Annotated in this window: 26 protein-coding genes; 10 read left to right on the top strand and 16 right to left on the bottom strand. The window is 64.4% G+C overall.

Annotated elements, in window-relative coordinates; genetic code table 11:
- Positions 1-3: 3 nt before the first annotated feature.
- Together XI06_RS34970 and XI06_RS34965 are read right to left on the bottom strand one after the other, a co-directional pair.
- Positions 4-375, bottom strand: coding sequence for a response regulator transcription factor (locus XI06_RS34970; protein WP_237865994.1), 372 nt, complete (start codon positions 373-375; stop codon positions 4-6).
- A complete protein-coding gene (locus XI06_RS34965; protein WP_237865995.1) occupies positions 372-1,238 on the bottom strand; it encodes a S1C family serine protease in 867 nt (288 codons plus the stop codon). Before XI06_RS34965 ends, XI06_RS34970 begins: the two co-directional genes overlap by 4 nt.
- Positions 1,239-1,419: 181 nt before the next feature.
- Here XI06_RS34965 and XI06_RS34960 point away from each other — a divergent pair, with 181 nt between their 5' ends.
- Complete coding sequence (locus XI06_RS34960; RefSeq protein WP_237865996.1) at positions 1,420-2,385, top strand: VOC family protein; 966 nt, start codon at positions 1,420-1,422, stop codon at positions 2,383-2,385.
- 143 nt (positions 2,386-2,528) lie between these two features.
- Here XI06_RS34960 and XI06_RS34955 read toward each other — a convergent pair whose 3' ends face one another.
- The gene (locus XI06_RS34955; protein WP_237865997.1) at positions 2,529-2,804 is read right to left on the bottom strand and encodes a hypothetical protein; all 276 of its coding nucleotides are present in this window, start codon (positions 2,802-2,804) and stop codon (positions 2,529-2,531) included.
- A 185-nt stretch (positions 2,805-2,989) separates the two neighbouring features.
- The gene (locus tag XI06_RS34950; protein WP_271607376.1) at positions 2,990-3,736 is read right to left on the bottom strand and encodes a transporter; all 747 of its coding nucleotides are present in this window, start codon (positions 3,734-3,736) and stop codon (positions 2,990-2,992) included.
- Positions 3,737-3,929: 193 nt separating this feature from the next.
- On the opposite strand from XI06_RS34950, the gene XI06_RS34945 reads away from it, so the two are divergent.
- Together XI06_RS34945 and XI06_RS34940 are read left to right on the top strand one after the other, a co-directional pair.
- Positions 3,930-4,805, top strand: a complete 876-nt coding sequence (locus tag XI06_RS34945; RefSeq protein WP_237865999.1) for a dihydrodipicolinate synthase family protein — start codon at positions 3,930-3,932, stop codon at positions 4,803-4,805.
- Positions 4,806-4,920: 115 nt separating this feature from the next.
- Complete coding sequence (locus XI06_RS34940; protein WP_237866000.1) at positions 4,921-7,242, top strand: xanthine dehydrogenase family protein molybdopterin-binding subunit; 2,322 nt, start codon at positions 4,921-4,923, stop codon at positions 7,240-7,242.
- A 66-nt stretch (positions 7,243-7,308) separates the two neighbouring features.
- On the opposite strand, the gene XI06_RS34935 is transcribed toward XI06_RS34940, so the two are convergent.
- Genes XI06_RS34935 through XI06_RS34925 form a run of 3 tightly spaced genes read right to left on the bottom strand, consistent with a single transcriptional unit; the run spans position 7,309 to position 10,523 of the window.
- Positions 7,309-8,505, bottom strand: a complete 1,197-nt coding sequence (locus XI06_RS34935; RefSeq protein WP_237866001.1) for an acyl-CoA dehydrogenase family protein — start codon at positions 8,503-8,505, stop codon at positions 7,309-7,311.
- Positions 8,506-8,517: 12 nt separating this feature from the next.
- A complete protein-coding gene (locus XI06_RS34930; protein WP_271607375.1) occupies positions 8,518-9,666 on the bottom strand; it encodes an acyl-CoA dehydrogenase family protein in 1,149 nt (382 codons plus the stop codon).
- Positions 9,667-9,671: 5 nt separating this feature from the next.
- Entirely contained in the window at positions 9,672-10,523 is an 852-nt protein-coding gene (locus XI06_RS34925; RefSeq protein ID WP_237872085.1) for an enoyl-CoA hydratase, read from the bottom strand.
- Positions 10,524-10,711: 188 nt separating this feature from the next.
- Here XI06_RS34925 and XI06_RS34920 point away from each other — a divergent pair, with 188 nt between their 5' ends.
- From XI06_RS34920 to XI06_RS34910, 3 genes are all read left to right on the top strand, one after another.
- On the top strand, positions 10,712-11,317 hold the full coding sequence (locus XI06_RS34920; RefSeq protein WP_271607374.1) for a LemA family protein: 606 nt from the start codon (positions 10,712-10,714) through the stop codon (positions 11,315-11,317).
- 132 nt (positions 11,318-11,449) lie between these two features.
- The gene (locus tag XI06_RS34915; protein ID WP_271607373.1) at positions 11,450-12,337 is read left to right on the top strand and encodes a TPM domain-containing protein; all 888 of its coding nucleotides are present in this window, start codon (positions 11,450-11,452) and stop codon (positions 12,335-12,337) included.
- Between the two features lie 2 nt (positions 12,338-12,339).
- Entirely contained in the window at positions 12,340-12,837 is a 498-nt protein-coding gene (locus XI06_RS34910; RefSeq protein ID WP_271607372.1) for a TPM domain-containing protein, read from the top strand.
- 41 nt (positions 12,838-12,878) lie between these two features.
- Here the strand turns inward: XI06_RS34910 and XI06_RS34905 are convergent, their stop codons facing one another.
- Complete coding sequence (locus XI06_RS34905) at positions 12,879-13,691, bottom strand: MBL fold metallo-hydrolase (protein WP_237866007.1); 813 nt, start codon at positions 13,689-13,691, stop codon at positions 12,879-12,881.
- Positions 13,688-14,059 carry a Crp/Fnr family transcriptional regulator gene (locus XI06_RS34900; protein ID WP_237866008.1) on the bottom strand — a complete coding sequence of 124 codons (372 nt, stop codon included), beginning with the start codon at positions 14,057-14,059 and terminating at the stop codon, positions 13,688-13,690. The genes XI06_RS34905 and XI06_RS34900 overlap by 4 nt, the downstream gene beginning before the upstream one ends.
- A gap of 281 nt (positions 14,060-14,340) precedes the next feature.
- On the opposite strand from XI06_RS34900, the gene XI06_RS34895 reads away from it, so the two are divergent.
- The 3 genes from XI06_RS34895 to XI06_RS34885 all read left to right on the top strand — a co-directional run bounded on the left by XI06_RS34895 (position 14,341) and on the right by XI06_RS34885 (position 17,203).
- Positions 14,341-15,357: a hypothetical protein gene (locus XI06_RS34895; RefSeq protein WP_271607371.1), complete on the top strand. Its 1,017-nt coding sequence runs from the start codon at positions 14,341-14,343 to the stop codon at positions 15,355-15,357.
- Positions 15,358-15,450: 93 nt separating this feature from the next.
- Positions 15,451-16,989 carry a hypothetical protein gene (locus tag XI06_RS34890; protein ID WP_271607370.1) on the top strand — a complete coding sequence of 513 codons (1,539 nt, stop codon included), beginning with the start codon at positions 15,451-15,453 and terminating at the stop codon, positions 16,987-16,989.
- Positions 16,990-17,038: 49 nt separating this feature from the next.
- Complete coding sequence (locus XI06_RS34885; protein WP_237866011.1) at positions 17,039-17,203, top strand: hypothetical protein; 165 nt, start codon at positions 17,039-17,041, stop codon at positions 17,201-17,203.
- 9 nt (positions 17,204-17,212) lie between these two features.
- Here XI06_RS34885 and XI06_RS34880 read toward each other — a convergent pair whose 3' ends face one another.
- The 3 genes from XI06_RS34880 to putA form a co-directional block, all read right to left on the bottom strand.
- Entirely contained in the window at positions 17,213-17,860 is a 648-nt protein-coding gene (locus tag XI06_RS34880; RefSeq protein WP_271607369.1) for a glutathione S-transferase family protein, read from the bottom strand.
- 52 nt (positions 17,861-17,912) lie between these two features.
- Entirely contained in the window at positions 17,913-19,118 is a 1,206-nt protein-coding gene (locus XI06_RS34875) for a CaiB/BaiF CoA transferase family protein (RefSeq protein ID WP_237872095.1), read from the bottom strand.
- 115 nt (positions 19,119-19,233) lie between these two features.
- Positions 19,234-22,233 carry a bifunctional proline dehydrogenase/L-glutamate gamma-semialdehyde dehydrogenase PutA gene (gene putA / locus XI06_RS34870; RefSeq protein ID WP_271607368.1) on the bottom strand — a complete coding sequence of 1,000 codons (3,000 nt, stop codon included), beginning with the start codon at positions 22,231-22,233 and terminating at the stop codon, positions 19,234-19,236.
- A 114-nt stretch (positions 22,234-22,347) separates the two neighbouring features.
- On the opposite strand from putA, the gene XI06_RS34865 reads away from it, so the two are divergent.
- The gene (locus XI06_RS34865) at positions 22,348-22,809 is read left to right on the top strand and encodes an Lrp/AsnC ligand binding domain-containing protein (protein ID WP_194464197.1); all 462 of its coding nucleotides are present in this window, start codon (positions 22,348-22,350) and stop codon (positions 22,807-22,809) included.
- Positions 22,810-22,977: 168 nt separating this feature from the next.
- Here XI06_RS34865 and XI06_RS34860 read toward each other — a convergent pair whose 3' ends face one another.
- From XI06_RS34860 to XI06_RS34845, 4 genes are all read right to left on the bottom strand, one after another.
- Positions 22,978-23,178: a cold-shock protein gene (locus XI06_RS34860; RefSeq protein WP_008134691.1), complete on the bottom strand. Its 201-nt coding sequence runs from the start codon at positions 23,176-23,178 to the stop codon at positions 22,978-22,980.
- 196 nt (positions 23,179-23,374) lie between these two features.
- Positions 23,375-23,683 carry a SorB family sulfite dehydrogenase c-type cytochrome subunit gene (gene sorB, locus XI06_RS34855; protein WP_271607367.1) on the bottom strand — a complete coding sequence of 103 codons (309 nt, stop codon included), beginning with the start codon at positions 23,681-23,683 and terminating at the stop codon, positions 23,375-23,377.
- 11 nt (positions 23,684-23,694) lie between these two features.
- On the bottom strand, positions 23,695-24,894 hold the full coding sequence (gene sorA, locus XI06_RS34850) for a SorA family sulfite dehydrogenase catalytic subunit (RefSeq protein ID WP_237866016.1): 1,200 nt from the start codon (positions 24,892-24,894) through the stop codon (positions 23,695-23,697).
- Between the two features lie 216 nt (positions 24,895-25,110).
- Positions 25,111-26,847, bottom strand: coding sequence for an adenylate/guanylate cyclase domain-containing protein (locus tag XI06_RS34845; protein WP_271607366.1), 1,737 nt, complete (start codon positions 26,845-26,847; stop codon positions 25,111-25,113).
- Positions 26,848-26,968: the final 121 nt, after the last annotated feature.

Here is a 26,968-nt window from a genome sequence, read left to right as displayed (position 1 = left end):
TGCTCACAGCTCGATCACGCCGCGGCGCGCCGCATGCGCCACCGCATCGGTACGGCCGGTCGCATCCAGCTTGTCGAGCAGCGAGCCGACGTGGAATTTCACGGTATGCACGGAAATATTGAGTTGACGTGCGATCATCTTGTTGGAGGCGCCTTCGGCCATCAGCGCCAGCACGTCGAGCTCGCGCTGCGTCAGCGCGATGTCCTCGGGCATGACGCGCGGATCGCGGGCGACGATCGTCGCAATGGCGGTCTCGCCGGGCGCAGCAAGACGAAGCCCCGCGACACTGCCGAGCAGCGTCGCGAGGCGGTCGGCCAGGGCTGGATCGTCGATCTCGAGCGACAGCACGATGTCAGGCGTGGTGTCCGCGCTCACGCCTCGGGCCTCTCGCCGATCGTGACCCTGAAGCTCGCCGGTTCGCCGCCACGGCGGACCGCGACGTCGACCACCCGGCCGACGCTGGCAGGTCCCAGTGTCCGCAACAGCGCGCGCACGCCGGAAAGCTTCTGGTCGTTGACCGCCACGATCACGTCGCCCTGGCGGATGCCGGCCGTGGCGGCGGGACCTGTCTTGTCGACATTCATCACCATCGCACCGATGCCGTCATCGAGCCGCAGCGGCTGCAGGCCAAGCCCGAGATATCCCCGCGCGATGCGGCCACGCGTCTCGAGCTGGGCTGCGACGCGCTCGATCGTCACGGTCGGGATCACCAGCACGCGCCGCGGTCCGAGCACGGCCATGCCGAAAGGCTCGCCCGAAGCATCGACAGCAAGGCCGCCCTCCTGGCTGGGCCGCAGGCGAACATCGAGCTCGATCCGCGCATCGATCTCGCCACCGCGCAAGGAGCGCCAGGCCTGGCCTGAGACGGACACCATGCCCAGCGCCGCACTCGGCGCATCCCTGTTGGTGGCGACCACGACGGACAGCGCACCGGAAGCAGGCACGGTCGTGGCCAGCTTGACCGGAGCGACGCTGGTATCAGCGCGCAGCAGGGCGATATCGGTCGTATGGTCGCGGCCGACGATCGAGGCGGAAACAGTGCTGCCGTCGGGAAGGCCGATCTGGACGTCGCCCTCGTCCGCCAGCGCCTCGTCGGCGGTGACGATCAAACCGGGCTTCCAGACGAAGCCGGTCGATCGGGAGCGATGCGAATGGACTGACACGACGGACGGCGCGATGCGGGCCACGACATCGGCGAGCGCTGATGACAGCGAGGTGAGAGGGGTGAGGTCGGTCATGGAAGGCTCCTTAAGCTGTCCTCAATCTGGTACCTCGCGAGCAATTGCGAAACTGGCCGGGTGGCCAGTCCTTATCTCGCCACGGCCGACGAACATGTGATTGGGAGCCCCTCACGGGAACGTGTAGCAATCTCCCAATTGCGCCTGACGGCCCCAAACGATTTTCAGCGAGCTCCGACCGATGACCATCGACCTCACCCGCCGCACCCTGCTTCGACTCGCCGGCGCCAGCTCGCTCGCGATGGCTGCGGCCGGCGCGGCGCGCGCCGAGGGCAATCCGCAAGGCGGTGGGCCGACCTATGCCAGCCGCACGCCGATGCGGATCGGCATGGTGACGCTGCGGGTGAAGAATCTCGACAAGGTGGCCGATTACTACCGCGACGTGATCGGGCTCACCGTGATGGAGCGCTCCGGCAGCGCCGCGAAGCTCGGTACGGCCGGTATCACGCTGCTGATGCTGGAAGCCCGTCCCGACGCCGCGATCGAGCCGCGCAATGCCGCCGGCCTCTATCACACCGCCTTCCTGATGCCGACGCGAAAAGACCTCGCGCGCTGGTTGGTCCACGCCGCCTCGCATCGCGTGAAACTGTCGGGCTTTGCCGATCATCTCGTCAGCGAGTCCGTTTACCTCGACGACCCCGAAGGCAACGGCATTGAGGTCTATGCCGACCGCGATCCCTCGCAATGGCAGTGGAGCGAGGGCAGTGTGAAGATGGCGACCGACGAGCTCAATATTCCGGACCTGCTGTCGCTGACCAACACGCGCGTCAGTGATTATGCCAAGGCGCCGGACGGCCTGCGCGTCGGCCATATGCATTTGCGCGTCGGCGATCTCGCGCAGGCGCAGGGCTTTTACCACGGCGCTGTCGGCCTCGACCCGACCCGCAGCCGTGGCGGCGCCGCGTTCCTGTCGTCGGGCCGCTATCATCACCATCTCGGCATGAATGTCTGGCAGAGCGAGGGCGCCGGCCAACGCGACGACGCCATGACGGGGCTCGACTGGTTCTCGCTGGTGACGGAGAAGCAGGACATCCTCGCCGCGCAGGAAGAGCGCCTGCGCAAGGGTGGTGCGCGCGTCGCGCAGCTGCCCGACGGCGTCGAGGCGATCGATCCCTGGGGCACACGGGTGCGGCTGCTGAAGGTGTAAGCGGCCTGCTCAGAGCTCGCGATAGGCTCGCTCGCCGGTTTTTGGGCGCATGAACACGGCGATGAGCAGTTTCGGTTCATGGTCGCTGCGAAGAGGTGGACGGCGCGGGGGCGAACGACCCCCGCATCGTTAGTGATGCACGTTCAGCCGCGTGCCACCGGGTTGATCGAGACGTCGGCGCCGGCGTGCTTCTGTGCGGCCTGGAAACCGGCTGTGATGCCTTGCTCGACGGATTTGCGCACGTTTTCGTCGGTGATCTGTTTCGCCACGTTCGACACCGCCGCCAGGATCATCGCATCCTGGAACAGGGCCGGGTAGTTGTGGGGATCGGGGCCTGGCTTGCCCCAGTTGATCGGGATCTGATAGATCGGCAGGAAGAAGCAATGCCGGTGGCCACCGAAGTTGATGCAAATTTCCATGGCTTGACTCCTCGCTAAGGGATCGCTGCGCTCTCTGTCCGCAGCGTCCGCGACGCTAGACCCGCCTGCCGGAGTCCGATGTGAAGTCGTTCACACCGAAAGGATGCATAAGATCGCGTCAAGTATTTTTGATTGTGAGCGCCGAGACGTCAGTCTGACTGACGTACGCAGTCGTCAATGATTGATCAATGCCAAAGCCGCGGTCGCGCCGCCGTGCCAATGATGTTGTCCCAGCGGTAGGAATAGCCGATGCCGACGATGTAATCCGGCGAGTTTCGGTTGAGACCGAAGGCGAGATGAAAATCGATTTGCTCGGTCCGGTCTAGGAGATAGCCACCGCCGACATTGAGCAGCGCCGTGCTTGCGCCGCGCGTCGGGCTGTCGCTGACATATTCGGCGAACAGCGCCAGCTTCTCGCTAACCTTCCGCTCGACCACGAAGGTCGCTTCGGTGGTCTGGCGGTTGGTCAGATCCGATGGCCGGAAGAAGCTGGTGAACATGCCGCTGATGCCCCAGCCGCTGCCGAACTCGTAGGACCAGGGGACTTGCAGATAGGGCTGAAAGCCTGCGCCTGTGATCGCGGGTGTGCCGGTCGGCAGGCCGACGCCTGCTACCATCGAAAGGTTCGCCGGCAATCCGCTGACCTGCCATTTCACAGCGGGGGTGACATTGGTAAAGCCGGTGTCGACCGAGCCGGTCAGCCGTCCGACATGGCTCGGAATATCAACCAGCACTTCGAGGCAGGGCGCGATACCAAAACGGAGACGGCTGTTGCTGCCGTCAAAGCCTTTGCCGGCGCTCTGGCCTGATGTGTTGAGGCCATTCTCGATCTGGATACTGCCATCAGGCACGACCAGGCTGGAATTGGTCACATCAGGACGGTCAGTCGCGATCTCGGATTGCGGCGAGGGGCATTCACCGGCTTCGGCCATGCACGGGCCCAGCGCGACGACGAGGAGGCCGACGCAGCACAACGAAAACCGCCAACGCTGCAGGACAAATCCCAAAACCACAAATACGCTCTTCGAACGCCGATCGCTTGCTGGCAATAAGACCCCATGCTAGCACGCGATGGACCGCGCGCCTGCCAGACTGGACTGAGCTTCCCCCGGATTTATTCCCGACATGACCGATTTTCGCGGCGTCTTCCCCTATCTCGTCTCGCCCGTTAGCGCTGACGGCACGGTGAGGACTGCTGTGCTCGCAAGGCTCTGCGACGACCTGATCGGCGCCGGGGTGCACGGGCTGACGCCGCTGGGCTCGACCGGCGAGTTCGCCTATCTCAATGCCGCGCAGCGGATGGCAGTGGTGCAGACCACGATCGAGGCTGCAAAGGGCCGCGTGCCCGTAGTGGCAGGCGTCGCTTCCACTTCGACAGCCGATGCTGTGGCGCAGGCGCAGGCCTATCAAAAGCTTGGTGTCGACGGCATCCTGGCGATCCTCGAGGCGTATTTCCCGCTCAATGATGCCCAGGTCGAATCCTATTTCCGCAGCATCGCTGATGCCGTGGACATTCCCGTCGTCATCTACACCAATCCGCAATTCCAGCGCTCGGACCTGACCCTGGACGTCATCGCGCGCCTCGCCGAGCATCCGCGCATCGGCTACATCAAGGACGCCTCGACCAACACCGGACGGCTGCTCTCGATCATGAATCGCTGCGGCGATTCCCTGCGCGTGTTCTCGGCCTCCGCCCATATTCCGGCCGCGGTGATGCTGATCGGCGGGCTCGGCTGGATGGCGGGACCTGCCTGCATCATCCCGCGCCAGAGCGTTGCGCTCTACGATCTCTGCCAGGCGGGCCGCTGGGACGAGGCCATGGCACTGCAGCGCCGGCTGTGGCGCATCAACGAGGCCTTCGCCCGCTTCAATCTTGCGGCCTGCATCAAGGCTGGCCTTGCGATCCAGGGCTACGATGTCGGCGATCCCGTTCCGCCGCAGGCCTCGCTCACGGCCGATGCGCGCAAGGTGGTGGAGGCGGCGTTGCGAGAGCTGACCTGATCGTCATTCCGGGCATGACGAAATCGAAGACACCCAGGACGAAACCGCCGCTGGTCTGACCTCAATTGGTCCGCTAAAAGGCAGCCCGCATTTAAGATCTCGAGGACCCTACGGAATGAACATTCTTCCCGGCAATTTGCGTTTCGGAGCGGGCCAGCCCGTCAAGCGTTTGGAAGACCAGCGATTGCTCACCGGGAAGGGGCAATTCATCGACGACAAGCCGGAAGACGGCGCGCTGTGGTTGCACGTGCTGCGATCGCCGCATGCGCATGCGAAGATCGTCGCGATCGACACCAGCGCAGCCGCATCGATGCCCGGCGTCACCGCGATCTACACCGGCGCCGATCTGATCAAGGACGACGTCGGCACTATTCCGACGCTGAGCATCTTCAAGCGCCCGGACGGCAAGCCGATGACCGTGCCGCCGCGGCGACTGCTCGCTCATGACGTCGTGCGTTACACCGGCGAGGCGGTAGCGGCAGTGGTGGCTTCGTCGCGTGCGGAAGCCCAGAGCGCGGCCGAGGCGATCGTGGTCGAATACGATGTGCAGCCGGCCGTGGTCGATCCGGTCGAAGCCGTCAAACCCGGCGCGCCCGTGGTGTGGCCGGAGGCGCCCGACAACATCGTCGGCGCGATGAGCTATGGCGATGCCGCCAAGGTCGACGAAGCCTTCGCCAAGGCCGCTCACACGGTCGAGCTCGATCTCGTCAGCCAGCGTCTGGTGCCGTCGGCAATGGAGCCGCGCTCGACCATTGCCGAGATCGACAAGAAGTCCGGCCGCCTGCTGCTGCATGTGCAGTCGCAGACCCCGGCCTCGACCCGCGACGTGCTCGCCGAAGCCGTGCTGAAGCGTCCCAAGGACAGCGTGCGCGTGCTGGTCGGCGATATCGGCGGCGGCTTTGGCCAGAAGACAAACGTCTATCCCGAGGACGGCATCGTCGCCTATGTCGCGACCAAACTGAACAAGAAGATCCGCTGGCGCGGCGACCGCACCGACGAATTCGTCGGCGGTACCCACGGTCGCGATCTCACCTCGACCGCCTCCTTTGCACTGGACGATAAGGGTAAGGTGCTAGCGTATCGTGTCACCTCGATCGGCTGCACCGGCGCCTATTCTTCCGGCGCGGCCAATATCATTCCGCTGGTGCTCGGGCCGTTCGTGCAGACCGGCGTCTATGATTTGCCGCTGGTGCATTTCGAGGTCAAGTCGGTGATGACCCACACCGCGCCGGTCGGCGCCTATCGTGGCGCGGGTCGACCTGAAGCCGTTTTCATCGTCGAGCGCCTGTTTGACGCTGCCGCGCGAAAAATCGGCATGGATCCGCGTGCGATCCGGAAAGTGAACTACATCAAGCCGGCGCAGCTGCCCTACACCAATGCCGCCGGTCAGGTTTACGATTCCGGCGCCTTCGCACACATGCTCGATCGCGCCGTGAAGCTTGCGGACTGGGACGGATTTGCCGCGCGCAAGAAGGCCGCGAAGAAGAAGGGCCTGCTCTACGGCCGTGGCCTCACCTCGTACATCGAATGGACCGGGGGCCGCGCTCACACCGAGAAGGTCACGCTGCAAGCGACCTCGCAGGGCCGCGTCGTGCTGCATTCCGGCACCATGGCGATGGGGCAGGGCTTGCAGACCACCTACACCCAGATGATCTCCGACACGCTCGGCATCGCCATGGACAAGATCGACGTCGTGCAGGGCGACACGGATCTCGCGATGGGTTTTGGCAGCGTTGGTTCGCGCTCGCTGTTCGTCGGCGGCACGGCCGTGGCGGTCTCCTCCAACGATCTGATCCAGAAGGCGCGCGAGAAGGCGGCCAACGTGCTGGAGACCTCGGTCGAGGACATCGAATACCAGGGCGGCATGCTCACCGTGGTCGGCACCGACCGCCGCATCAGCCTGTTCGATCTCGCCGAAAAGGAAACCGGCGCGAAGCTCAGCGTCGATTCCGAGGGTGAGGTCGACGGGCCGAGCTGGCCGAACGGCACCCATATCTGCGAGGTCGAGATCGATCCTGAGACCGGCGTCTCCAAGGTCGTGCGCTACACCACCGTCGACGATGTTGGCGTTGCCGTGAATCCGATGCTGGTGACGGGGCAGATCCATGGCGGCGTCGCGCAAGGCATCGGCCAGGCCTTGTACGAAGGCGTGTCGTACGATGCCGATGGTCAGCTGCTCACCGCGAGCTATCAGGACTATTGCATTCCGCGCGCCGACGACGTTCCGCCGATCGTGGTGACGCTGGATGATTCCGCGCCCTGCCGCACCAATCCGCTCGGTGCCAAGGGCTGCGGCGAATCCGGCGCCATCGGCGGCCCGCCCTGCGTCACCAACGGCGTGATGGACGCGCTCGCTGAACTCGGCATCACTCAGCTGAATACTCCGCTGACGCCGCAGAAGATCTGGAAGGCGATCAAGGACGCGAAGACGAGTTAGTCGCGTCCGGCCGCTGCCGCATACTCAGTGTCGTCCCGGCGAAGGAGATTGCAGCGATAGTTCGGGCTAAATCCCCAGCATCATCTTCGCGATGATATCGCGCTGGATCTCCGAGGTGCCGCCGAAGATCGTATAGGCGCGGCCATTGAGATATTCGGGCACCGCCGTCAGCATGTCCTCGGGCAGCGCAGGCTCGTGGTTGAGCTTGTAGAGCGGGCGCATCGGCTCGACGGCGAGTGCGTCATGGCCGATCACGTCGACCCCTAACCGCGTTACGGCCTGCCGGATCTCGCTGTTGCGCAGCTTCAGGATGGATGACACCGCGCCGGGATTCTGCCCGGTCTGTAGCGCCGAAAGCACGCGCAGCTCCGTCATTTCAAGCGCGTCAATATCGACCTCGACCTCGGAGATGCGCGTCGCGATGTCGGGGCTGTCGATGGCGCGTCCTGTGAGATCGGACTCCGCAAGCTCGGTGATCGCACGCAGCCCTTCACGCAGTTTGGCCGAGGCAATGCCCGAGCCGCGCTCGAACTCGAGCAGATATTTGCCGTAGGTCCAGCCCTTGCCTTCCTCGCCGACGCGGTTGGCGACGGGCACGCGCACGTCGTCGAAGAACACCTGGTTGACCTCGTGGTCGCCGCCGATGGTGAGAATGGGGCGCGTCGTGATGCCAGGCGTCTTCATGTCGATCAGAACAAAACTGATGCCGTCCTGCTGCCGCGGGCCATCGCTGGTACGCACCAGCGCGAACATGCGGTTGGCATGGTGGGCGTGCGTGGTCCAGATCTTGGTGCCGTTGATGATGTAGTCGTCACCGTCGCGCACCGCCCGTGTCTTCAGCGAGGAGAGGTCGGAGCCGGAGCCCGGCTCCGAATAGCCCTGGCACCAATAATCCTCGCCGGAGAGAATCCGCGGCAGATAGAAATTCTTCTGCTCAGGGCTGCCGAATCCGATGATGACGGGGCCGACCATCTTCACTCCCATCACATTCACATTCGGCACGCCGGCCCGCGCGCATTCGCTCTCGAAGATCCAGCGCTGCGCCGGCGTCCAGTCGGGGCCGCCGTGGTCGACCGGCCAGCCCGGGGCGCCCCAGCCGCGGCTGTGCAGCGCGCGCTGCCAGGCCATGCCGATGTCGGGGTCGGAGAACACCGACGGCGTCAGCGCGGTGGCGCGCTTCATCTCCTCGGTGAGATTCTTCGCGATGAAGCTGCGCACCTCGCTCTGGAAGGCGCGCTCTTCGGCATTGAACGACAGGTCCATGATGCCCTCCTCTCAAGCTGAAACGGTGCCGCGTCCAAGCTGGGCGTGGCGGGCATAGTGGTGCGCGCTGCCGCCGAACAGCGTGTCGAATGCGACAAGCCGCTTGAAATAGGCGCCGACCTCAAGCTCGTCTGTGACGCCCATGCCCCCGTGGAGCTGGATCGACTGCTCGCCGACGAAGCGGCCGCATTTGCCGATCTTCGCCTTCGCGGCTGAAGCTGCGCGGGCCCGCTCGACTGGTGCGCTATCGGCCTTCAACGCGGCCCGCAGCGCCATCGAGCGGGCTTCGTCGACCTGGATCGCCATGTCGGCGAGGCGATGGCGGATCACCTGATTGGCGGACAGCGGCCGGCCGAATTGCTTCCTGATCCTGGTGTACTCGAGCGTGGTGTCGAGCAGCGTCTGCATGATGCCGACGGCTTCCGCACCAAGCGCAGCCATGGCGCGATCTACGGCCCATTCGATCGCGGGCAGCGCGTCCTTGCCGTCACCGAGCAACGTGTCCTCCGGCAAATGCAGGTCGGACAGCTCGATGTTGCAGGCGCGCCCGCCGCCGAGGCGCGGATAGTCGGAGATCGCAAGGCCCTGCGCCGTTGCCGGCACCAGAAACAGGCCGATGCGCCCCGACGGTCCGTGATGATCGTGCAGATGCGCGGAGACGATGATCTCGTCGGCGGCATGGCCGTCGAGCACGGCGATCTTGCTGCCGGCGAGGCGCCAGCCCTGCGCCGTCTTGGTGGCTGATGTCGCGACGTTGGCGAGATCGAACCGCGCGGCGCGCTCGGAATGCGCGAAGGCGAGCTTCATCGAGCCGTCCGCGATCTTGGGCAGGCTCGCCTGCTTCTGCGCCGTGCTGCCGCATCGCTCGATCAGCGCGGCCCCAAGCACGACCGTCGCGATATAGGGCTCGGACACCAGCCCGCGACCAAACGCTTCCATCAAGATGCCGATCTCGACCGGCCCGCCGCCGAGCCCGTCAAACTCTTCCGGGATCGGCAGCGCCAGCCAGCCCAGCTCGGCGAACTGCTTCCACACCGCAGGGCTGAAGCCGAGCGGATCGCTCGCCATCTTGCGACGATGGTCGGCATCGTAGCTTTCGGTCACGAAACGATCGGCGCTCTCGCGCAGCAGCCGTTGCTCGTCACTGAGATTGAGATCCATGGCGTCTACTCCGCGGCTGCCGGCTTGCGCACGGAGGGATGCAGTCCGGATGGATCGACCACCATGCCGAACTCCTGTAGATTGTGGGCGTGACAGAGCTGATGCAGCGCAAAGGCCTGGTCGATCGCAGCCGGCTGGCCCATCACATCGACGGAGCGGTTCACGGCTTCCTTGGTCAGCTTCAGCGCGAAGGACGGCTTTGACGCGATCCGCCGCGCCAGCTCCAGCACGCGCGTAGACAGTTCCGCGCGCGGCACGACCTGATTGACCATGCCGAGCTGATGCGCCTCCTGCGCGCTCCAGCTGTCGGCTGTGAACAGGAATTCCTTGGCCTTGCGCGGGCCGAGCTCCCAGGGATGCACGAACCATTCGACGCCGCAGACGCCCATCGTCACGACGGGGTCGCAAAACTGCGCATCGTCGCTGGCAACGATGAGGTCGCAAGCCCAGGCCAGCATGAGGCCGCCGGCGATGCATTTGCCGTGTACTTCCGCGATGGTCGGCTTGGCGAGATTGCGCCAGCGCCGCGTGATCTGGAGATATATTTCCTGCTCGCGCGCAAAACGGCCGTGAGCGTTTGGTTCGGCAAAGCCGCCCCAATTTCCTATCGGCGGAAAATCGATGCCGGCGGCATTCTTGGCCCCGGAGCGCAGATCGTGGCCGGACGAGAAATGCGGCCCATTGCCGGCAAGGATGATCACCTTGACCGCATCGTCCTGTACCGCGGCGTCGAAGGCGGCGTTGAGGTCGTAGGTCATTTGCAGGTTCTGCGCATTGCGCGCGTCCGGCCGGTTCATCACGATCCGGGCGATCGCCGGCTCCGGCCGCTCCACCAGGATGGTCTCGAACGAGGACATGGCGCGCCTCCCTGTATTCTTCGTCTTGTTGGCCAAGACGTCTTGCTTGCCAAGAGTTGACTATGTCGCGTGGTGATAGGCAAGGGGCTTGCGTCAGCCGGCTGCTTGTCGCGCCGTCCGCTGGGACATCTGGCGTTGTATGCGCTCGATCTGATAGTTTGCAGGCCGATTCCACCAGGAGAAATTTGATGCGCAAGATCCTGACCGTGCTGGCGGCGCTGGCCTCGCTCAGCCTCACCAATTGCGGCTACAACGCAATCCAGAGCCAGGATGAGCAGATCAAGGCCAACTGGTCCGAGGTGGTGAACCAGTATCAGCGCCGCGCCGATCTCGTGCCCAACCTCGTCAACTCGGTGAAGGGCTTCGCGCAGCAGGAGAAGGACGTGCTGCTTGGCGTCACCAACGCCCGCGCCAAGGTCGGCAGCATCCAGGCCACGCCCGAGGTCCTGAACGATCCCGCCGCCTTGCAGAAATTCCAGGCAGCACAAGGCGAGCTCTCCAGCGCGTTGTCGCGCCTCCTCGTGGTGACGGAGAATTACCCGCAGCTGAAGTCGGATGCGCTGTTCAAGGATCTGATGTCGCAGCTCGAGGGCACCGAAAACCGTATCACGGTCGCGCGCAACCGCTACATCAAGTCGGTGCAGGACTATAATGTCACCATTCGCTCCTTCCCGAGCAATCTCACGGCGGTGATGTTCGGCTACAAGGAGAAGGCCAACTTCACGGTCGAGAACGAAAAGGAGATCTCGACCGCGCCGAAGGTCGATTTCAACGCGCCCGCGCCGTCGAAGTAAGTGCGTCCGCCCCCGATGCGCGCCCCACCCACCACTGTCATTCCCCGCGAAGGCGGGGAATCCAGTACGCCGCGGCTTCTCGATGATCCACTGGCGTCTCTGGAATACTGGATCGCCCGGTCGAGCCGGGCGATGACAGCGAGGGGGTGGCGGGCGGTCATTGTATTCGTTTTGCTGCTCGGCTGGACGTTTGCCGCCTTCGCCAACGTCGCTGTCCCCCAGCTCACCGGCCGCGTGGTCGACCGGACCGGCACGCTGTCGGGCAGCGATATCGCCGCACTGTCGCAAAAGCTCGGCGATTTCGAAAAGCGCAAGGGCAGCCAGATCGCGGTGCTGATCGTGCCGACGACGGACCCGGAGACGATCGAGCAGTTCTCGATCCGTGTCGCGGAAGCGTGGAAGATCGGCCGCAAGAAGGTCGACGACGGCGCGATCCTGGTGGTCGCCAAGAACGACCGGCACTTGCGCATCGAGGTCGGTTACGGCCTGGAAGGTGCGCTCACCGACGTCACGTCGCGTCGGATCATCGACGAGGTCATCACGCCGAAATTCCGCGAGGGCGATTTCGCCGGCGGCATCTCCGCGGGTGCCGAGCGGATGATGCGCGTCGTCGATGGCGAACCGCTGCCGGCTCCCTCGCGCAGCGTGAACTTTGCCAATCTGGACGACATCGGGCCGGCGGTCCCGTTCGTCCTGTTTGCCTCGCTCGTCGTCGGCGGATTTTTGCGCACGCTGCTGGGACGATTGCTGGGCTCGGTCGCGACCGGGAGCGCGATCGGAATCCTGGCGCTGCTCATTCTCGGATCCGGGGCGTTGGCCTTGCTCGCCGGGATCATCGGCTTCGTCTTGTCCTTCATTGCCGATCTGTTTCCGGCATCCACAGGGCCCTCGCGCGGCGGGTCGTGGTCGAGCGGCTCCTCGTCCGGAGGCTGGAGCAGCGGTTCATCATCCAGTGACAGCGGCAGCTTCAGCGGAGGCGGCGGCAGCTTTGGTGGCGGCGGCGCCTCGGGGAGCTGGTAGTCATGGGCATCGGGCGTATCACCAGGCATCTCCTTCAGCACCATTGGCGCGCGAAGCAAGTGTTTCCGTACGATGTGCTCGACCGCATCGAGCATGCAATCAAGCAAAGCGAAACGACGCATTCCGGTCAGGTCCGCTTCGTCGTCGAAGGCGCGCTCGACGGCCGGCCGCTGTTCCGCAATCAGCACGCCCGCGAGCGCGCGCTCGATGTGTTCTCGCATTTGCGCATCTGGGACACCGCGCATAACAACGGCATTCTGATCTACCTGCTGCTTGCCGACCGCGACGTCGAGATCATCGCCGACCGCGGCATCGACGCAAAGGTGGGCGCCGCGGGCTGGGAGGCGATCTGCCGTGCGATGGAGGCGGAGTTCAGGTCGGGCCGGTTCGAGCAGGGCGTGATCCATGGCGTTGCGGCGGTGTCGCGGGAGCTGGCGAAGTATTTTCCGCCGCGAGGGCCGCATCCGAACGAGTTGCCGGATAAGCCGGTGGTGATGTAGCCCCGATGTCGTCCTGGCGTTCGCCAGGACGACATCGTGTATCAATCATCCAGCTTATTCAAATCCCTTACCGACTGCATAATCGGCTCGAAATTCGAGCGCGCGTCCAGTGCGTCGAATAATTGCGCGGTATCTTCCAATAACCCGTGCGAGCGTGCGATGGCAATGCGCACGTCGTCCTGCGGCGTGTCCGACAGCCGTCCGTGCCCCGATAGCAGGATCTTGGTGTTCAGCCCCTTGATGCGTTCCAGCGACTGGATGTAGTCGGCGATGCTGCCCGAGCCAAACACGCCGCCCATCACGCCGCCAGGCATCAAGGTGTCGGCGGCGAACAAGAGGCCCTTGTCCTGCTCGAACAGGGTGATGCAGGCCGATGTATGGCCCGGCGTGTACATCACGTTGAGCCGGAAATTACCGAGGTCGATCAGATTGCCTTCCTCGAGCCAGATGTCGATATTAACAGGCACGTCCGGCTCGTTGAACATCTTGCGCAGCATCGAGAAGTCGTCGCGCAGCATGATCTTGTTGGCGGCGAGCCTGTGAGCCGCGACATAGGTGCGGCGCTCGTTGAAGTGCCAGGCCGCACCGATATGGTCGAGATGCTCGTGGCTCAGCACCACCATATCGATTTTTTCAGGTGGGCATCCGGCAAAGGTCAGGCACTCCACCATCGCCGGATAGTTCGAGGACAGGCCGACATCGATCAGGATGGTGCGCGCCGAACCGCGTATGAGATAGGCGTTGGCCGCGCGGTTGGAGAAGCGGATCTGATAGACGTCATCGGCGGCCTGGATCAGCGAGCAGATGTCGTTCTTCATCAGGATCGGGAATGCGGTCGGCTTGCGTTCGCTCATGATTGCGCCGCCCGGTAGGTGACTGCGTTGGAGGCGCGCAGGCGTTTCGACAGCGCATCCATCACCATCAGTGCGAATGCCGGCTGCTGGCTGACAAGATAGACGAAGCGTGCGTGGTTGATCCGCATCACGCGCGTGTTGGGCGCCGACGCGATCGCGGTCGCCGAGCGCGCCGAACCATCGATCACGGCCATCTCGCCGAAGAACTCGCCCTTGCCGAGCTTGATGATGCTGGTCTTGCTGGCGCCGTTCATCTTGGCGATCTCGACCTCGCCGTCGAGCACCACGAACAGCTCGCGACCGGTCGAGCCCTCCTCGAAGATGACGTCATCCACATCAAACGCGTTGATGCACTTTTCGATCGTCATGGCACCCCCAAACGCCCTTCTGGCTGACGGGATGCGCCATGTTAGCCGCGGAACCGCGACGGGCAAACAACGCCTTCGGCTAAGCAGGCAGCCTGCCGCAGGGCAGCATCGGTTGACGATTTGTTGCACGCCGCCACGCCGGTTCCACTTTCCCGACCCAATTCGGCCTCGGACGAGTTCCTAAAATTTCGGTAAGCGGGTCCCGAGGTAAGGAATTCGCAAGCAATGAAAGTTACCAAAAGGTCAATCCAGACTGGAGTATTTGAGCCGTGAGCGAACCAATGTCCGACCTGGCCGGCCAAGAGACCAATGACCGAGCGAACGACCGGACTGGCGCCGTTGACGCCGCCGCCGGCATCGAGGCCCCCTCGATCGCCCCCGACCATGAGACGCCGCCCAAGCCTGATCCGGTCAAGGCGGATGCCCCAAAGGTCGAGCCGCCAAAGATCGAGTCTTCGGGGATCGTGGTCCCCAAGTTCGAGGCGAAGGCCGAACCCAAGCCCGAGGCCAAAGCCGAGGCAAAGCCCGGTAAGCTCATCGTCATGGCGCCCTCGGAGCGGTCCTGGGACCGGGAAGAGTTCGCCCCGCATGTCAAGCCAGACGAGGTGCGTGACACCGGCAACAAGCGCCGCCTGTCGGCGATGGCCGCGGTAGTCGCGATTGCGGCTTGCGTCGGCGCCATCAGCGGCGCGCTTGCGACCGCCGGCATGATGCACTTCGCAGCCAGCCCGACGCCAGCTTCGGCGCAGGTCGCCGATACCAGCGCGCTGGACGCCTCCGTCGCGCGGATCGATGCCGACATGGTTGCGCTCAAGGCCAATGTCGAGCACACCTCGAAGACCGGCCTCAGCCAGTTCAACCGCGCCAACGACCGCCTCGACAAGCTCGAGAAAGCGCAGGCCGAACCGTTGGCCAAGCTGGCAAAACTGTCCGAGACCGTCGACAAGCTCCGCGCCACACCGCCTGCTGCCGCCCCCGCGCCGGCCGCCGCCGCGGCGCCTGCGAAGGAGACCACTGGCACGATCGCGCCGGCCCCGACCCAGGTCGCGACGGCTGCGCCGGCTCCCGTGCCCCCCACGCCCGCCGCGCCCAAGACCGAAGTCGGCCGCCTGCCGACGATCGACGGCTGGAGGCTTCGCGACGTCGCCAATGGCGGTGCGCTGATCGAAGGCCGGGGCGGCCTGTACGAAGTCTATGCCGGCGATCCCATCCCCGGTCTCGGCCGCGTCGATGCGATCCGGCGCCAGGACGGTCGCTGGGTGGTGGTCACACCCAAGGGCCTGATCGTCGCGCGCTAAGCGTCCGATAAACGACTTGCGAAAAGGCGCTTCACCACCGCGTGAAGCGCCTTTTTACTTGAATAGGCCGTCAGGCGCGGTGTTATTGGAGGCATGAGCCGCGCGCTGCGAATTCTCCTGGCTGCCATATTGTTATTGGGCGGCGTCCTATCGCTCTCGGCAGCGGAGAATGCGCCGCTCGCGCGCGGCACCGCGATCATCGACCCCGATCTCCTGAAGAAGCTCGACCAGAGCGATGCGCTGTCAATCTCGCGCCTGTTAGAGCCCGAGCGGAACGCGACTGTTCCCCTGACCAGCGGCCAGCTGTTCGCGTCGCTGCCGCAGCTCAAGGAGATTCTCCCCGCAATCGATACGGAGTTCGATCGCTACATCGCGCAGCACAAGCAGTCGGTGCCGAGCGAGACCATCGGCGTCGGCGACGGTTTCGACGTCCAGCTGTTCGATCGTTTCAGTCTGAAATCCGCCAGCACGCGCTTCGTGCTGGCCGGCATCGTTAACCGCATGGACCGCGCCTACGTGTCTGAGGAGTCCTGCGGCGAGATTCGGCTGATCTATCGTCTGGCGCGGTTCGGTCCCGGGCCGGATGGCGGCAGCACCGCGACGCGCCTGCCGATGACGTTCAACCTGGTGATGAAGGCGCGCGATGCGCGCCAGACCGACGCGAGCGGCAAGGCCATCACCTGCGCCGAGGTGGCGCGGCGCTGGCTCGACAATGGCGACTGGCAAGGACTGATCCGCAGCCGCACTGGGCCTTACGATGCGATGACCGACCGCGTCGAGACCAATATCCAGATCTCGATCGCGCCGAAATCAGCGCTGCACGATTTCCGCTCCGACTATCTGCTCAAGGTGTTCAAATACGACGCCGCCACCAAGACCTTCGTGGAATCGACGCTGGAGAACCAGATCGACCGCGAACGCATCCTCGCAGATGACGCGCTCCGGCATGACTTCAAGGCCTGGCTGCTCGAGCCCGCGAATCTGCGCGAGTTCGATCGCGGCACTGTGCTGATCCCGGAGAAATATCTCGCCAAGGCGGCCGTGGCGCTGACACCTGCGGGGCTCGATGCCTCGACGTTGCAGCCTGAGTTCGGCTTGGTTGAAGGCGAGGGCAACAGCGACCCTGTCTTCACCGACAACGACGTCGTCGGCGCGCTGAAGCAGGCGGCCGCGCGCGGCATCGCGATGGAGAACATCCGCTCGGTCGCGGGCTTCCAGCGCCGCCTCAACGATGTCACCTGCTCCGGCTGCCACCAGACCCGCGGCATCGGCGGCTTCCATTTTCCCGGCGTGGATTGGCTGACGGAGGGGGCATCGAACGCCACCATCGTGCCGGCCTCGCCGCATTTCTTTGGTGACCAGCTCCGCCGCCGTGACATCCTGACCGCCTTTGCTAGCGGCAAACGTCCTGATTTTTCACGCGGATTTGCCAGCCGGCCGCAGACACGCGGCAGCGCGGAGCTTGCCGGCACCGAATATCAGGACGGCTGGGGCGCGCATTGTTCCCTGCAAAACGAGGGATCGGGAACGGCCGACAAGAGTTTTACGTCATGGACCTGTGCTAAAGGTCTCACCTGTCAGGCTGCGGCGGCTTCGAGCCGCATTGGCATGTGCTTCATCAAGACGCGTTAGCGCATGATCCCGAGGTCATGCGTCAGCCAACAAGCGATTTGGATGATTCATGACGGATACCAGCGACGCCAACAAGGAGCGCAATCGCGAGATCGCGCAGAATGAGGAAGCCAAGCAAGTCGCCGGCAGCATCCGCGTCAGCACCACGGCGGTCGCGGTGGTCGTCATCATCGGCGGCATCCTGTTCACGCTCGGCTGGCTGGCGCTGAGATAAGCGGCGCCCTCACTTCGCGTAATTCGTCATCCGTTTGCCGGGCAAGAGCTCATACGCCGGCTTCCAGCCGGGCAGCGTGGCCATTCGCCCGAGCCAGGCGTGGATGGCGGGATGGCTCGCGGCGAAATCGAAGCCGTGCTCGTCGCTGGGATAGTGCAGATAGGCCATCATCGAGATGTCGGCGACGGTTGGCTTGGTGCCGATCGCAAACGCGTTGTGTTGCAGATGACCGTCGAGAATGCCGAGGAAGTCGTCGAGCCGCCGGCGAAAATGCTTCAGCACGTGCGGATCGTTCTTTTCGGTGAAGGCCCGCATGAAGCGGTAGGTTGCCATGTAGCCGGTGAGCTTGTGGTTGTCCCAGAACAGCCAACGCAGCAGCTCGAATTTTTCGGCTTCGGTCTCGGCACCGAAACGCCCATACTGTTCGGCAAGCTTGAGCAGGAGAGGGGCGGTCTGCGTCATCTTCACGCCGTCGACCTCGAGCACGGGAATTTCGCCCATCTCGTTGACGGTCTTGCGCCAATCCGCCGTGCGCGTGACGCCGCCGCCGAAATCGGTCCAGACCGGCTCGAACGTCTCGCCGCAAAGCGTCAGCATCAGCGCCAGCTTGTAGCTATTGCCGGATTCAGGGAAGTAGTGCAGGCGATAAGTGGGCATGGGACCTCGCGCGCGAATGTGGTCGTGAGATTATATCGAGATCGTCGGATCGTTACCCCACAGCCCCGTTCGCCCGCAGCTCTTTGATCGCGGCTTCGTCGTATCCCGCGCCACGCAAAATCTCGTCACTGTGCTCGCCGACGCCGGGCGGCTTGCGCGGCTGCACCTTTTTGGTGCCGTCGATCCAGATCGGAGAGTTGATGGTGAGCATGGTATCGTTCTCGAACGGCACCAGCACCTCGTTGTCGAGCATCTGCTTGTCGTTCGGGATGTCGTCCAAAATGCCGACGATGCCGAACACCAGTCCGTTGCCATCGAGGATCTTGCGCCATTCGGCGAGGTCCCTGGTGGCGAAGGTTTCGTCAAAAATCTTGATGAGCTCGACCGAGCGGGCGTGACGGTCGGGCTTGGTGGCGAAGCGCGGATCGTTGATCAGGTCCTCGCGTCCGAGGCATTTGGCCAGCGTCGGCCACTGCTTCTCCTCGCTGAGCAGCGACAGGATCAGCCAGCGGCCGTCCTTGCACTGATAATGGTTGGCGACCGCATTGAGCGCACGCTCGCGCGGGCGCCGCTCGCCGAACTTGGCGCCGCAGAGTTTTGCCTGCGCCAGCACGCTCGCGGCCCACACGCCATTGGCCATCAGATTGGAGGCGACATGCGAGCCCTTGCCGGTCTTCTCGCGCTGATAGAGCGCGGTGACGATCGCGCTGTACAGCGCCATGGCGCAGGGATGGTCGCCCATGCCGGCGACCGAACGGGCCGGCGTCGTGTCGGTGTCGGCGCGGACAAGATCCATCAGGCCGGAGCGCGCCCAATAGGCGTTGCTGTCGAAACCGGGCTTGTTGGCCTCCTCGCCCTTCTCGCCATAGCCGGTGAAGGAGGCATAGATCAGCCGGTCGTTGAGATGGGCGAGATGGTCATAGGTGATGCCGAGCTTGGTCCGTACCGGCGGCGGCATGTTGGTGATGAAGACGTCGGCCTCTTCAACCAGCTTGTAAAGCACGGCCTGCGCCTCGGGCTTGGAGAGGTCGAGCGCCAGGCTCTTCTTGTTGCGGGCCTCGAGCAGCCAGGCGAAATTGTGCTCGCCGGTGGGATAGCCGGGCAGGTTGGGCAGATTGCGGTAGGGATCGCCGGCGCCGGGCGGCTCTATCTTGATGACATCGGCGCCGAAATCGGACAGCACGGTGGCCGCCGCGGGCGCTGCGATGAAGCTCGCGCAGTCCAGAACCTTGAGCCCTGCAAAAATGCCTTTTTCCATCGCGGCGTTGCTCCCTCGCTCTTGTTGTTTCCCGCCGGCTGGAATTGGCGCGGGCAAGTCTGGGAGCCATTAGACCAATGTCTTGCCCGGATGCAACGGCGCCCAGTGCAAGGCCTTACTCCTCTCCCGCAAGCAACGCGGCGTTGCCGCCGGCCGCGGCCGTGTTGATCGTCACGGTCTGCTCGGTGGCGAAGCGCGTCAGATAATGCGGACCCCCGGCCTTGGGGCCGGTTCCGGACAGGCCGTTGCCGCCAAAGGGCTGCACGCCGACCACGGCGCCGATCATGTTGCGGTTGACGTAGATGTTGCCGACCTGAACGCGGTCGATGATGGCCTCGACCGTGTCGTCGATGCGGGAGTGGATGCCGAGCGTCAACCCGTACCCGGTGCGCGCGATCGCCTGCAGGACGCGTTCGAGGGTTTCGGCCCGGTAGCGCACCACATGCAGGATCGGGCCGAACACCTCCTCAGTGAGCTGGCTGGCATCCCGGAGCTCAAAGATGTGCGGCGCGACGAAGCAGCCCTCTGGCGCTGTGCCTGCAAAATGCAGCCGCGCCTCCGTCTTCATCCGTGCGATGTGGGTGTCGAGGCGTTGCTTGGCTTCGGCATCGATGACAGGACCGACGTGGGTCGCGATATCTGTGGGATCGCCGATCCTAAGTTCGCGCGCCGCGCCCGCGATCATCTCGATCATGCGGTCGGCGACGTCCTCCTGTACGAACATCAGCCGCAGCGCCGAGCAACGCTGGCCGGCGGAGCGGAACGCCGAGGTGACGACATCGTCGGCGACCTGCTCGGGCAGCGCAGTCGCATCCGCAATCATGGCATTGATGCCGCCGGTCTCCGCGATCAGCGGCACGATCGGCCCGTCCTTGGCGGCGAGCGTCCGGTTGATGTGACGTGCGACTTCGGTCGAGCCGGTGAAGACGACGCCGGCAATATCAGCGTGCGCGGTCAGCGCCGCGCCGATGCGGCCGTCGCCGGTGACGAGATGCAGTGCGTTTGCGGGGATGCCAGCTTCGTGCAGCAAGGCGACGGCCTCGCGCGCGATACGTGGCGTCTGCTCGGCGGGCTTTGCCACGACGCTGTTGCCGGCCATCAAGGCCGCGGTGACTTGGCCAAGGAAGATCGCCAGCGGAAAATTCCACGGCGAGATCGCGACGAACACGCCACGGCCGCGCATGGCCAGCGCGTTGCTCTCGCCGGTCGGTCCTGGCATCGCCGTCTCGCAGCCGAACAGTTTTCGGCCCTGCGCGGCGTAGTAGCGGCAGAAATCGGCGGCCTCGCGCAGCTCGGAGAGCGCGTCATCGAGCGTCTTGCCGCCTTCCGCTTGCAGCAGCGCGATAAAATGCGCACCGCGGCTCTCCAGCAGATGGGCAGCCTGCTCCAGCGCCGCCGCGCGTGTCGCCGCCGGCGTCCGGCTCCATCCGGCAAAGCCCGTGCTGGCAGTGGCAATTGCGGCGCCCGCCTGCTCGGGCGTTGCGTCAGCGACAGGCTTGAGATCAGGCGTCACGTCCGTGACGTCCGCGACCAGCCGATCGAGCGCCGCGCGCTCGCCGAATTCGATGCCCCTTGAATTACGCCGCTCCGGCGCAAACAGGTCGCCCGGCAGCGGGATCTTGGCATGGTGGGCGTGATCGGGCCGCATGATGAGATCGACCGGGCGCTTCAACAGCGCCGGGACCGGCACGCGATAGTCGGCGGCCTGCGCCACGAAGGACGAGTTGGCGCCGTTCTCCAAAAGACGCCGCACCAGATAGGCGAGCAAATCGCGATGGCTGCCGACCGGCGCATAGGTGCGGTAGGCGATCTCGGGGTGATCCTTGGCGAGCTGCTCGTAGAGCGCTTCGCCCATGCCGTGCAGGCGCTGGAATTCGAAGCCGGAGCTAGCGCCGGCGAGCTCCAGCACGGTCGCGACGGTGAGGGCGTTATGGGTCGCAAATTGCGGGAAGATGCGTGGCCGCAAGGCAAGAAGCTTTGCTGCACAGGCGACGTAGTTCAGATCCGTCATCGCCTTGCGTGTGAATACCGGATAGCCGTCGAGCCCGCGCTCCTGCGCGCGCTTGATCTCGGTGTCCCAATAGGCGCCCTTGACCAGCCGCACCATCAGCATGCGGTCATGGGCGCGCGCGAGCTCGTGGATGTAGTCGATCACCGCGCTGGCGCGCTTCTGGTAGGCCTGGATCGCGAGCCCGAAGCCGTCCCAGCCAGCCAGCGACGGATCGGCGAGCGTGGCCGCGGTTACGTCGAGCGACAGCTCCAGCCGGTCGGCCTCCTCGGCATCGACGGTGAAGTTGAGGTCATACGCCTTGGCGCGCCGGGCGAGATCCAGCAGTTGCGGCACCAGTTCGCGCATCACACGGTCGCGGCTGATCGCCTCGAAGCGCGGATGCAGCGCCGAGAGCTTGACGGAGATGCCGGGCCGGTCGGGCAGAGGATGGTTGCCTGCCGCCTTGCCGATGGTCTCGATGGCGCTCGCATAGGCGTCGAAATAGCGCTTGGCGTCCTCAGCCGTGCGTGCCCCTTCGCCGAGCATGTCGAATGAATAGCGGGGCTTCTGGCCGGAGCGCGGCTTGCCGCGTTCGAGCGCCTGCTCGATGGTCTCGCCCAGTACAAAGTGATTGCCCATCAGTCGCATCGCCTGGCGCGTCGCGGTACGCACCGCCGGCGCACCGAGCCGCTTCACGAGGCGGCCGATGGTACCGTCGGGCGTCTCGCCGGGCTGGATCACGCGCGCCGACAGGCCGAGCGCCCAGGCCGAGGCGTTGACCAGGAACGCCGTGGACTTGGTCTCGTGGTGGATGAAGTCGCCCTCGCCGAGCTTGTCCTCGATGAACTGGTCGGCGGTGCGGGCATCCGGCACGCGCAGCAACGCCTCGGCCAGCACCATCAGCGCGAGACCTTCCTTGGTCGAGAGCGCGAACTCCCGCAGCATGTCCTCGACGCCGCCGATCCGGTCGTCGCGCTTGCGGATCGCCTCGATCAGCCTTGTCGCCGTGCGGTCGACCCGCACTTCCTGCGGCGGGGCGAGATGCGCCGATGGAAACAGCCGCGCGGCGATGTCGGCATCATCAGGGGCGTAGGGCGCGGAAAAGGGCGGCGGGATATTCGGCATGGCGTGTCCTGTGGCTGGAGCTCAGGATAAGGCCCACATGACCGTAGTTCGATAGACAAGATAGCCATTTTGCCTTAGGAAATGAAGACTATGGACATGTTGGCCGTATAAAATATGGAACTTGATCGGATTGACCGGAAAATCCTCTCAATTTTGCAGGAGGATGGACGAATCGCCAATGTCGAGCTCGCCGAGCGCATCGGCCTGTCGCCGACCTCGGTCGGCGAACGGCTGAAGCGTCTGCAGCGCGAGGGGTTTGTCGAGGGCTATGGGGCGCGGCTCAATCCGCACCGGCTTGGGCTGGGCTTGCTCGTGTTCGTCGAGGTGCTGCTCGACAAGACCACGCCCGACAATTTCGAGCGCTTTGCGCGCGCGGTCAAACTCGCGCCCGAAGTGCTGGAGTGTCACATGGTTGCAGGCGGCTTCGACTATCTGGTGAAAGCGCGGCTCGCGGACATGACCGCATATCGGCGTTTCCTCGGCGAGACCTTGCTGTCGATGCCGGGCGTGCGCGAGACGCGCACCTATGCGGTGATGGAAGAGATCAAGCGCGACGCACCGTTGCCGGTGGGCTGACCACATGCGGTCGCGATTGTCATTGCTGCGGCGTCGATCAGCGATCTCTCAAGGCAAATAGCCTATCGTGTGCAGTCGCAACGCCTGTCGTCGAATGCACTGATCGTCTTCTGAAATTTTCTTGGCCTCACTCCCGGACAAATCCGGGAGGCAGCAAAAGCTGGCGGCTTATACTTTGAGGTTCTCTGCGGAGGTCTTGCCCCGGTTTGCGATCTCTTCGTATTCCACCGTCTGTCCTTCGTTGAGCGAGGACAGGCCGGCTTTCTGCACTGCCGAGATATGCACGAACACATCCTTGCCGCCCGACGCAGGCTGGATAAATCCATAACCCTTGGTCGGGTTGAACCACTTGACCGTACCTTTAGCCATCACGACTTCTCCGCGGGTCTTCCTCCGAGATCACGAACCGCCAGTCCCCGCCAACCGGCCGGTTCGGTCCTACAGGATACGCGGAATGTGGCGGGCTTGGTAGATCAAACCACATCCGCATTTCGCCGAAATTCGCTCAACTTCGCAGCGTTTTTGCCGGTTTTGCCCGTTTCGCGGTCAATTGCGTCTGAGGCCGTCAATAAGTCGCGGCCAGATAGTCGACGATCTTGCCCACGTCGGCATCGTCAATCGGTGCGCCATAGACCTTGATCATCTTGGTGACCTCGGCCTGCCAGAAGCCTTTCTTGTCCTTCATCGGCGGCTGCGTGGCGATGTAGTCGGACGAGTGGCAGGCGGCGCAATTGCCCTGAACCACCTCGAGATTGGGCCCCGGCTTGAAGGCCGCCACCTCGTCCGGCGTCTTGTAACTGACCGGCGCGGCAAGCGCCGAACCCACCACAGTGATAACGGCAAGCGTGGCGGCGAGGAGAACGGTGCGCTGCATGATCATGCTCCTCAGGCCACGGTGACGCGGGTGGTTTCGACGACGTTGCGCAAATAACCCGCCGGGTTCCAGCGCGGCGTGTCCGGCTGCGTCTCGCCGGAATTGCTGGTGGCGCGCACCTTGAGCTCGACTTGCCCGGCCGCGAGCTTCACGGGCAGCTTCCATTCGCGGAACGAGTAATTGCCCAAATCCTTGCCGAGCTTGGCGGAGGTCCAGGTCTTGCCGCCATCGGTGGAGACTTGGACGTCCTTGATGCCCTTGCCGCTGTCGAAGGCGATGCCGCGCAGCGTCGTGCGTCCCGCCTTCAGCTTGGCGCCATCGGTCACGCTGGTGATGAAGGAGCGGATGGTGAAGCGGTTGATCGGGATCGTCGCCTTCGGCGTCGTGCCAGGCTCGATCGAATTGTCAGGCGTATCGGGAATGCGATAGGCGCCCTTCATCCAGAAACCGTCGAAGACGTTGTCGATGACGGTGATCTCGTTGAGGTGCTTGACCCAGTAGGTGCCGTAATAGCCGGGCACCACCAGGCGCAGCGGGAAGCCGTTGAGGAACGGCAGATCGTCGCCGTTCATGCCGTAGGCCAGCATCACCTCGCCATTGGTGGCATGATCGAGGTCGAGCGCCTTGGCGAAGTCGGGCGTCTTGTCGCTGACCGGTCCGTCCATGCCGGCGAACACGACCTGCTTGGCGCCGGCCTGCACGCCCGCCATCTCGAGCACGGTCTTCAGCGGCACGCCGCGCCAGCGCGCATTGCCCATCGCGCCATTGGCGAGCTGGCCGCCGGCGACGCGCGGCTCCGAGAAGCCGCGGCTGTTGCCGGAGCACTGGTTGACGGCGACGATCTCCGTCGCCTTCATTTTGCGGATGTCCTTCAGCGACAGCTTGAGCGGCTTGTCGACCTTGCCCTTGACCTCGAGCGTGAACTTGTCAGGGTCGAGATCGTAGGGCAGGCCGGCGAGGTGGTAGCGTACGAAGAACGCGTTATTCGGCGTGATCGGGCCGTCGTTGAATATGGCGAACGGCGTCTCGAGCTGCGGCGGCCGGCTGGTCAAGCCGATCATTGGCCGCTTCTGCGGATACTTCACCAGCGGCCGCTCGCCATTGGCGAAGGGCAGGGTAACGGTGTCGAGGGCCAGCGCCTTGGTGGAATTCAGTGTGGCCGCCATGGCGGCAAGGCCCGCTCCTTTGAGCAGGTCGCGTCGGTCGAACATTCAGGTCTCCTCCCGGAGCTTTTCGTTGGTTCGCGGTCATCACCGCAACACCTGCGCTCATCTGTCTCAACCGCCAGGTTGAAGTCAATTCGTGCTTTCGCAGCAAGCCCATGCCGTTGCGCTGCAACAGGGCGGTGTTACACGTTGATGAGAAGCCGCGCTGTGGCGGCGTCGGACGGTGTGCTCCCTCGCCCTGCATGCGGGAGAGGTGAAGAATCAGGCGGCGGCGCGCTCGCCGCCGGCAATGATCGCGGACAATGTCCTGGTGTCGGCAACCACCCGCACCACCATCGGCTCGTCGCGACCGCGGATCGCGACCTCCTGCTTCGGCAGCGTATCCTCGTGAAGACCAGCGGTGCGGCGGACCTCGTCCGAGACGATGGCCTCGCACTGAAGCGTCTTCGTCATGTCCTGGAGCCGGGCGGCGACGTTCACGGCATCGCCGAGCGCGGTGAACACGATGTGGTCGCGATAGCCGATGTCGCCGATGATGACCTCGCCGCCATGGACGCCGATGCCGAAGCGAATCGGCTGGCGCAGATCGTGGCTCAGGAGCTCGTTCAGCTCGTCCACATGGGTCGCAATGCCGGCAACGGCCTTGAGCGCCTGGCGGGAGGCGGTTTGCGGATCGCTGGTCAGGCCGAACAGCGCCAGCATGCCGTCGCCGACGAACTGGTTCGGCTGGCCGCCATTCTCGATCACGGCCTGCGATACCGCACCTAAGAAGCGGTTGACGATGAACACGGTGTCGAACGGCAGCCGCTTCTCGGCAAGCTGCGTCGAGCCGCGCATGTCGACGAAGAGGCTGACGAGATAGCGCTCCTGGCCGATTCGCGCGGGCGAGGACGCCTGGGCGTTGGCCGCCAGCATTTGCGGCATGAACAGCTGGAAGAAGGAGAGATCGCAGTTCGGCCGCAGCTGGCAGGCAAGCCGGATCGAGGGATCGGCGGTCCCGACGCGGGCCAGCACGAAGGCCTCGCGCTGCGAGGGCTCGGGCAGGGCGCCGTGGTCGCCGATGATGCGGATGCGGCAGGTCGAGCAGCGGGCGCGGCCGCCGCAGACGCTGGCATGCGGCACATTGTAGCGCAGGCTCGCTTCCAGGACGGAGAGACCCTTGGGCACGCGCACCGTCTTGCCGTTGCCGTAGGACAGCGCGATCGTGCCGCCGCGCCGCTCGCGCCAGCCGCGCACCCCGCGTGACAGCATCACCAGCCCGAGCAGGCCGAAGTAACCGATCGTCAGTCCGCCGGTGATGCGGTCGAGCGTATCGGCCTGTGCGAACGTGCCGACCTCGCGCTGCGTGTAATTTTGCCGGCGCCAATCGCTGTCCTCGCTGTCCGCGGCGACACTGCGGCCACCCTGGTAGATGCCGAGCAGCGCCAGCGTCGGGATCAGCACGGCGGCTGCGAGCAAATAGGGTGCCGCGCGCGTGAAGAATGGCTTCAGCCGCAGCCAGAAATAGATGCCGATGCAACCGTGGACCCAGGCAACGATCAGCAGGATCGTCATCGTCCAGAGCCGGCCGGGGGCCACGACAAAGAACAGATAGAGCTCCTGCGGATAGAGCTTCTCGTGATCGTACAGCACCTGGCCCAGCCGGATGCCGATCACATGCGCCATCACCAGCGCGGGGATGCTCAGGCCCAGCACCAGCTGGAGCGGCTCGATCGTCCGCCAGCGGAACTGGCGGCGCTGGTACAGCGCATAGACGCCGAGACCCATATGGGTGAACGCCGCGCCATAGAACACGATCGTAACAGGGAGGAACTGCCAGAACGCGGTGTGGTAATAGACCCCGACCTGCATGGCATCGACCGAGATGTTGCCGAGCGCATGGTTGAGGAAATGGCTGACCACGTAAGCGAACAGGATGACGCCGCAGACCAGCCGCACCTGCCGCGGGCTGGTCGAGCGGACGAGTTCGGGCAATCGTGAAAGCGCGGTCGTGGCCATGATTCGGTTGTACCAGTTCACTGAGGAGAACAGCCAGCGGAGAGTTAAATTCCGCGGGCAGACGGCTTACAGGATCACATAACCGACAAGGTTACGTAACGGTAAGTCTCGTAGGCTTGGC

Source organism: Bradyrhizobium sp. CCBAU 11434 (assembly GCF_028128895.1).
Lineage (GTDB): Bacteria > Pseudomonadota > Alphaproteobacteria > Rhizobiales > Xanthobacteraceae > Bradyrhizobium > Bradyrhizobium zhengyangense.
The sequence above is the reverse complement of the archived record's forward strand: the minus strand, read 5'-3'. Positions and strand labels throughout refer to the sequence as shown.

Bases quoted from the DNA above. Each gene is read 5' to 3' on its own strand.
- XI06_RS34965 (WP_237865995.1), bottom strand. From the start codon at position 1,238: ATGACCGACCTCACCCCTCTCACCTCGCTGTCATCAGCGCTCGCCGAT.
- XI06_RS34960 (WP_237865996.1), top strand. From the start codon at position 1,420: ATGACCATCGACCTCACCCGCCGCACCCTGCTTCGACTCGCCGGCGCC.
- XI06_RS34955 (WP_237865997.1), bottom strand. From the start codon at position 2,804: ATGGAAATTTGCATCAACTTCGGTGGCCACCGGCATTGCTTCTTCCTG.
- XI06_RS34950 (WP_271607376.1), bottom strand. From the start codon at position 3,736: ATGGCCGAAGCCGGTGAATGCCCCTCGCCGCAATCCGAGATCGCGACT.
- XI06_RS34945 (WP_237865999.1), top strand. From the start codon at position 3,930: ATGACCGATTTTCGCGGCGTCTTCCCCTATCTCGTCTCGCCCGTTAGC.
- XI06_RS34940 (WP_237866000.1), top strand. From the start codon at position 4,921: ATGAACATTCTTCCCGGCAATTTGCGTTTCGGAGCGGGCCAGCCCGTC.
- XI06_RS34935 (WP_237866001.1), bottom strand. From the start codon at position 8,505: ATGGACCTGTCGTTCAATGCCGAAGAGCGCGCCTTCCAGAGCGAGGTG.
- XI06_RS34930 (WP_271607375.1), bottom strand. From the start codon at position 9,666: ATGGATCTCAATCTCAGTGACGAGCAACGGCTGCTGCGCGAGAGCGCC.
- XI06_RS34925 (WP_237872085.1), bottom strand. From the start codon at position 10,523: ATGTCCTCGTTCGAGACCATCCTGGTGGAGCGGCCGGAGCCGGCGATC.
- XI06_RS34920 (WP_271607374.1), top strand. From the start codon at position 10,712: ATGCGCAAGATCCTGACCGTGCTGGCGGCGCTGGCCTCGCTCAGCCTC.
- XI06_RS34915 (WP_271607373.1), top strand. From the start codon at position 11,450: ATGACAGCGAGGGGGTGGCGGGCGGTCATTGTATTCGTTTTGCTGCTC.
- XI06_RS34910 (WP_271607372.1), top strand. From the start codon at position 12,340: ATGGGCATCGGGCGTATCACCAGGCATCTCCTTCAGCACCATTGGCGC.
- XI06_RS34905 (WP_237866007.1), bottom strand. From the start codon at position 13,691: ATGAGCGAACGCAAGCCGACCGCATTCCCGATCCTGATGAAGAACGAC.
- XI06_RS34900 (WP_237866008.1), bottom strand. From the start codon at position 14,059: ATGACGATCGAAAAGTGCATCAACGCGTTTGATGTGGATGACGTCATC.
- XI06_RS34895 (WP_271607371.1), top strand. From the start codon at position 14,341: ATGTCCGACCTGGCCGGCCAAGAGACCAATGACCGAGCGAACGACCGG.
- XI06_RS34890 (WP_271607370.1), top strand. From the start codon at position 15,451: ATGAGCCGCGCGCTGCGAATTCTCCTGGCTGCCATATTGTTATTGGGC.
- XI06_RS34885 (WP_237866011.1), top strand. From the start codon at position 17,039: ATGACGGATACCAGCGACGCCAACAAGGAGCGCAATCGCGAGATCGCG.
- XI06_RS34880 (WP_271607369.1), bottom strand. From the start codon at position 17,860: ATGCCCACTTATCGCCTGCACTACTTCCCTGAATCCGGCAATAGCTAC.
- XI06_RS34875 (WP_237872095.1), bottom strand. From the start codon at position 19,118: ATGGAAAAAGGCATTTTTGCAGGGCTCAAGGTTCTGGACTGCGCGAGC.
- putA (WP_271607368.1), bottom strand. From the start codon at position 22,233: ATGCCGAATATCCCGCCGCCCTTTTCCGCGCCCTACGCCCCTGATGAT.
- XI06_RS34865 (WP_194464197.1), top strand. From the start codon at position 22,348: ATGGAACTTGATCGGATTGACCGGAAAATCCTCTCAATTTTGCAGGAG.
- XI06_RS34860 (WP_008134691.1), bottom strand. From the start codon at position 23,178: ATGGCTAAAGGTACGGTCAAGTGGTTCAACCCGACCAAGGGTTATGGA.
- sorB (WP_271607367.1), bottom strand. From the start codon at position 23,683: ATGCAGCGCACCGTTCTCCTCGCCGCCACGCTTGCCGTTATCACTGTG.
- sorA (WP_237866016.1), bottom strand. From the start codon at position 24,894: ATGTTCGACCGACGCGACCTGCTCAAAGGAGCGGGCCTTGCCGCCATG.
- XI06_RS34845 (WP_271607366.1), bottom strand. From the start codon at position 26,847: ATGGCCACGACCGCGCTTTCACGATTGCCCGAACTCGTCCGCTCGACC.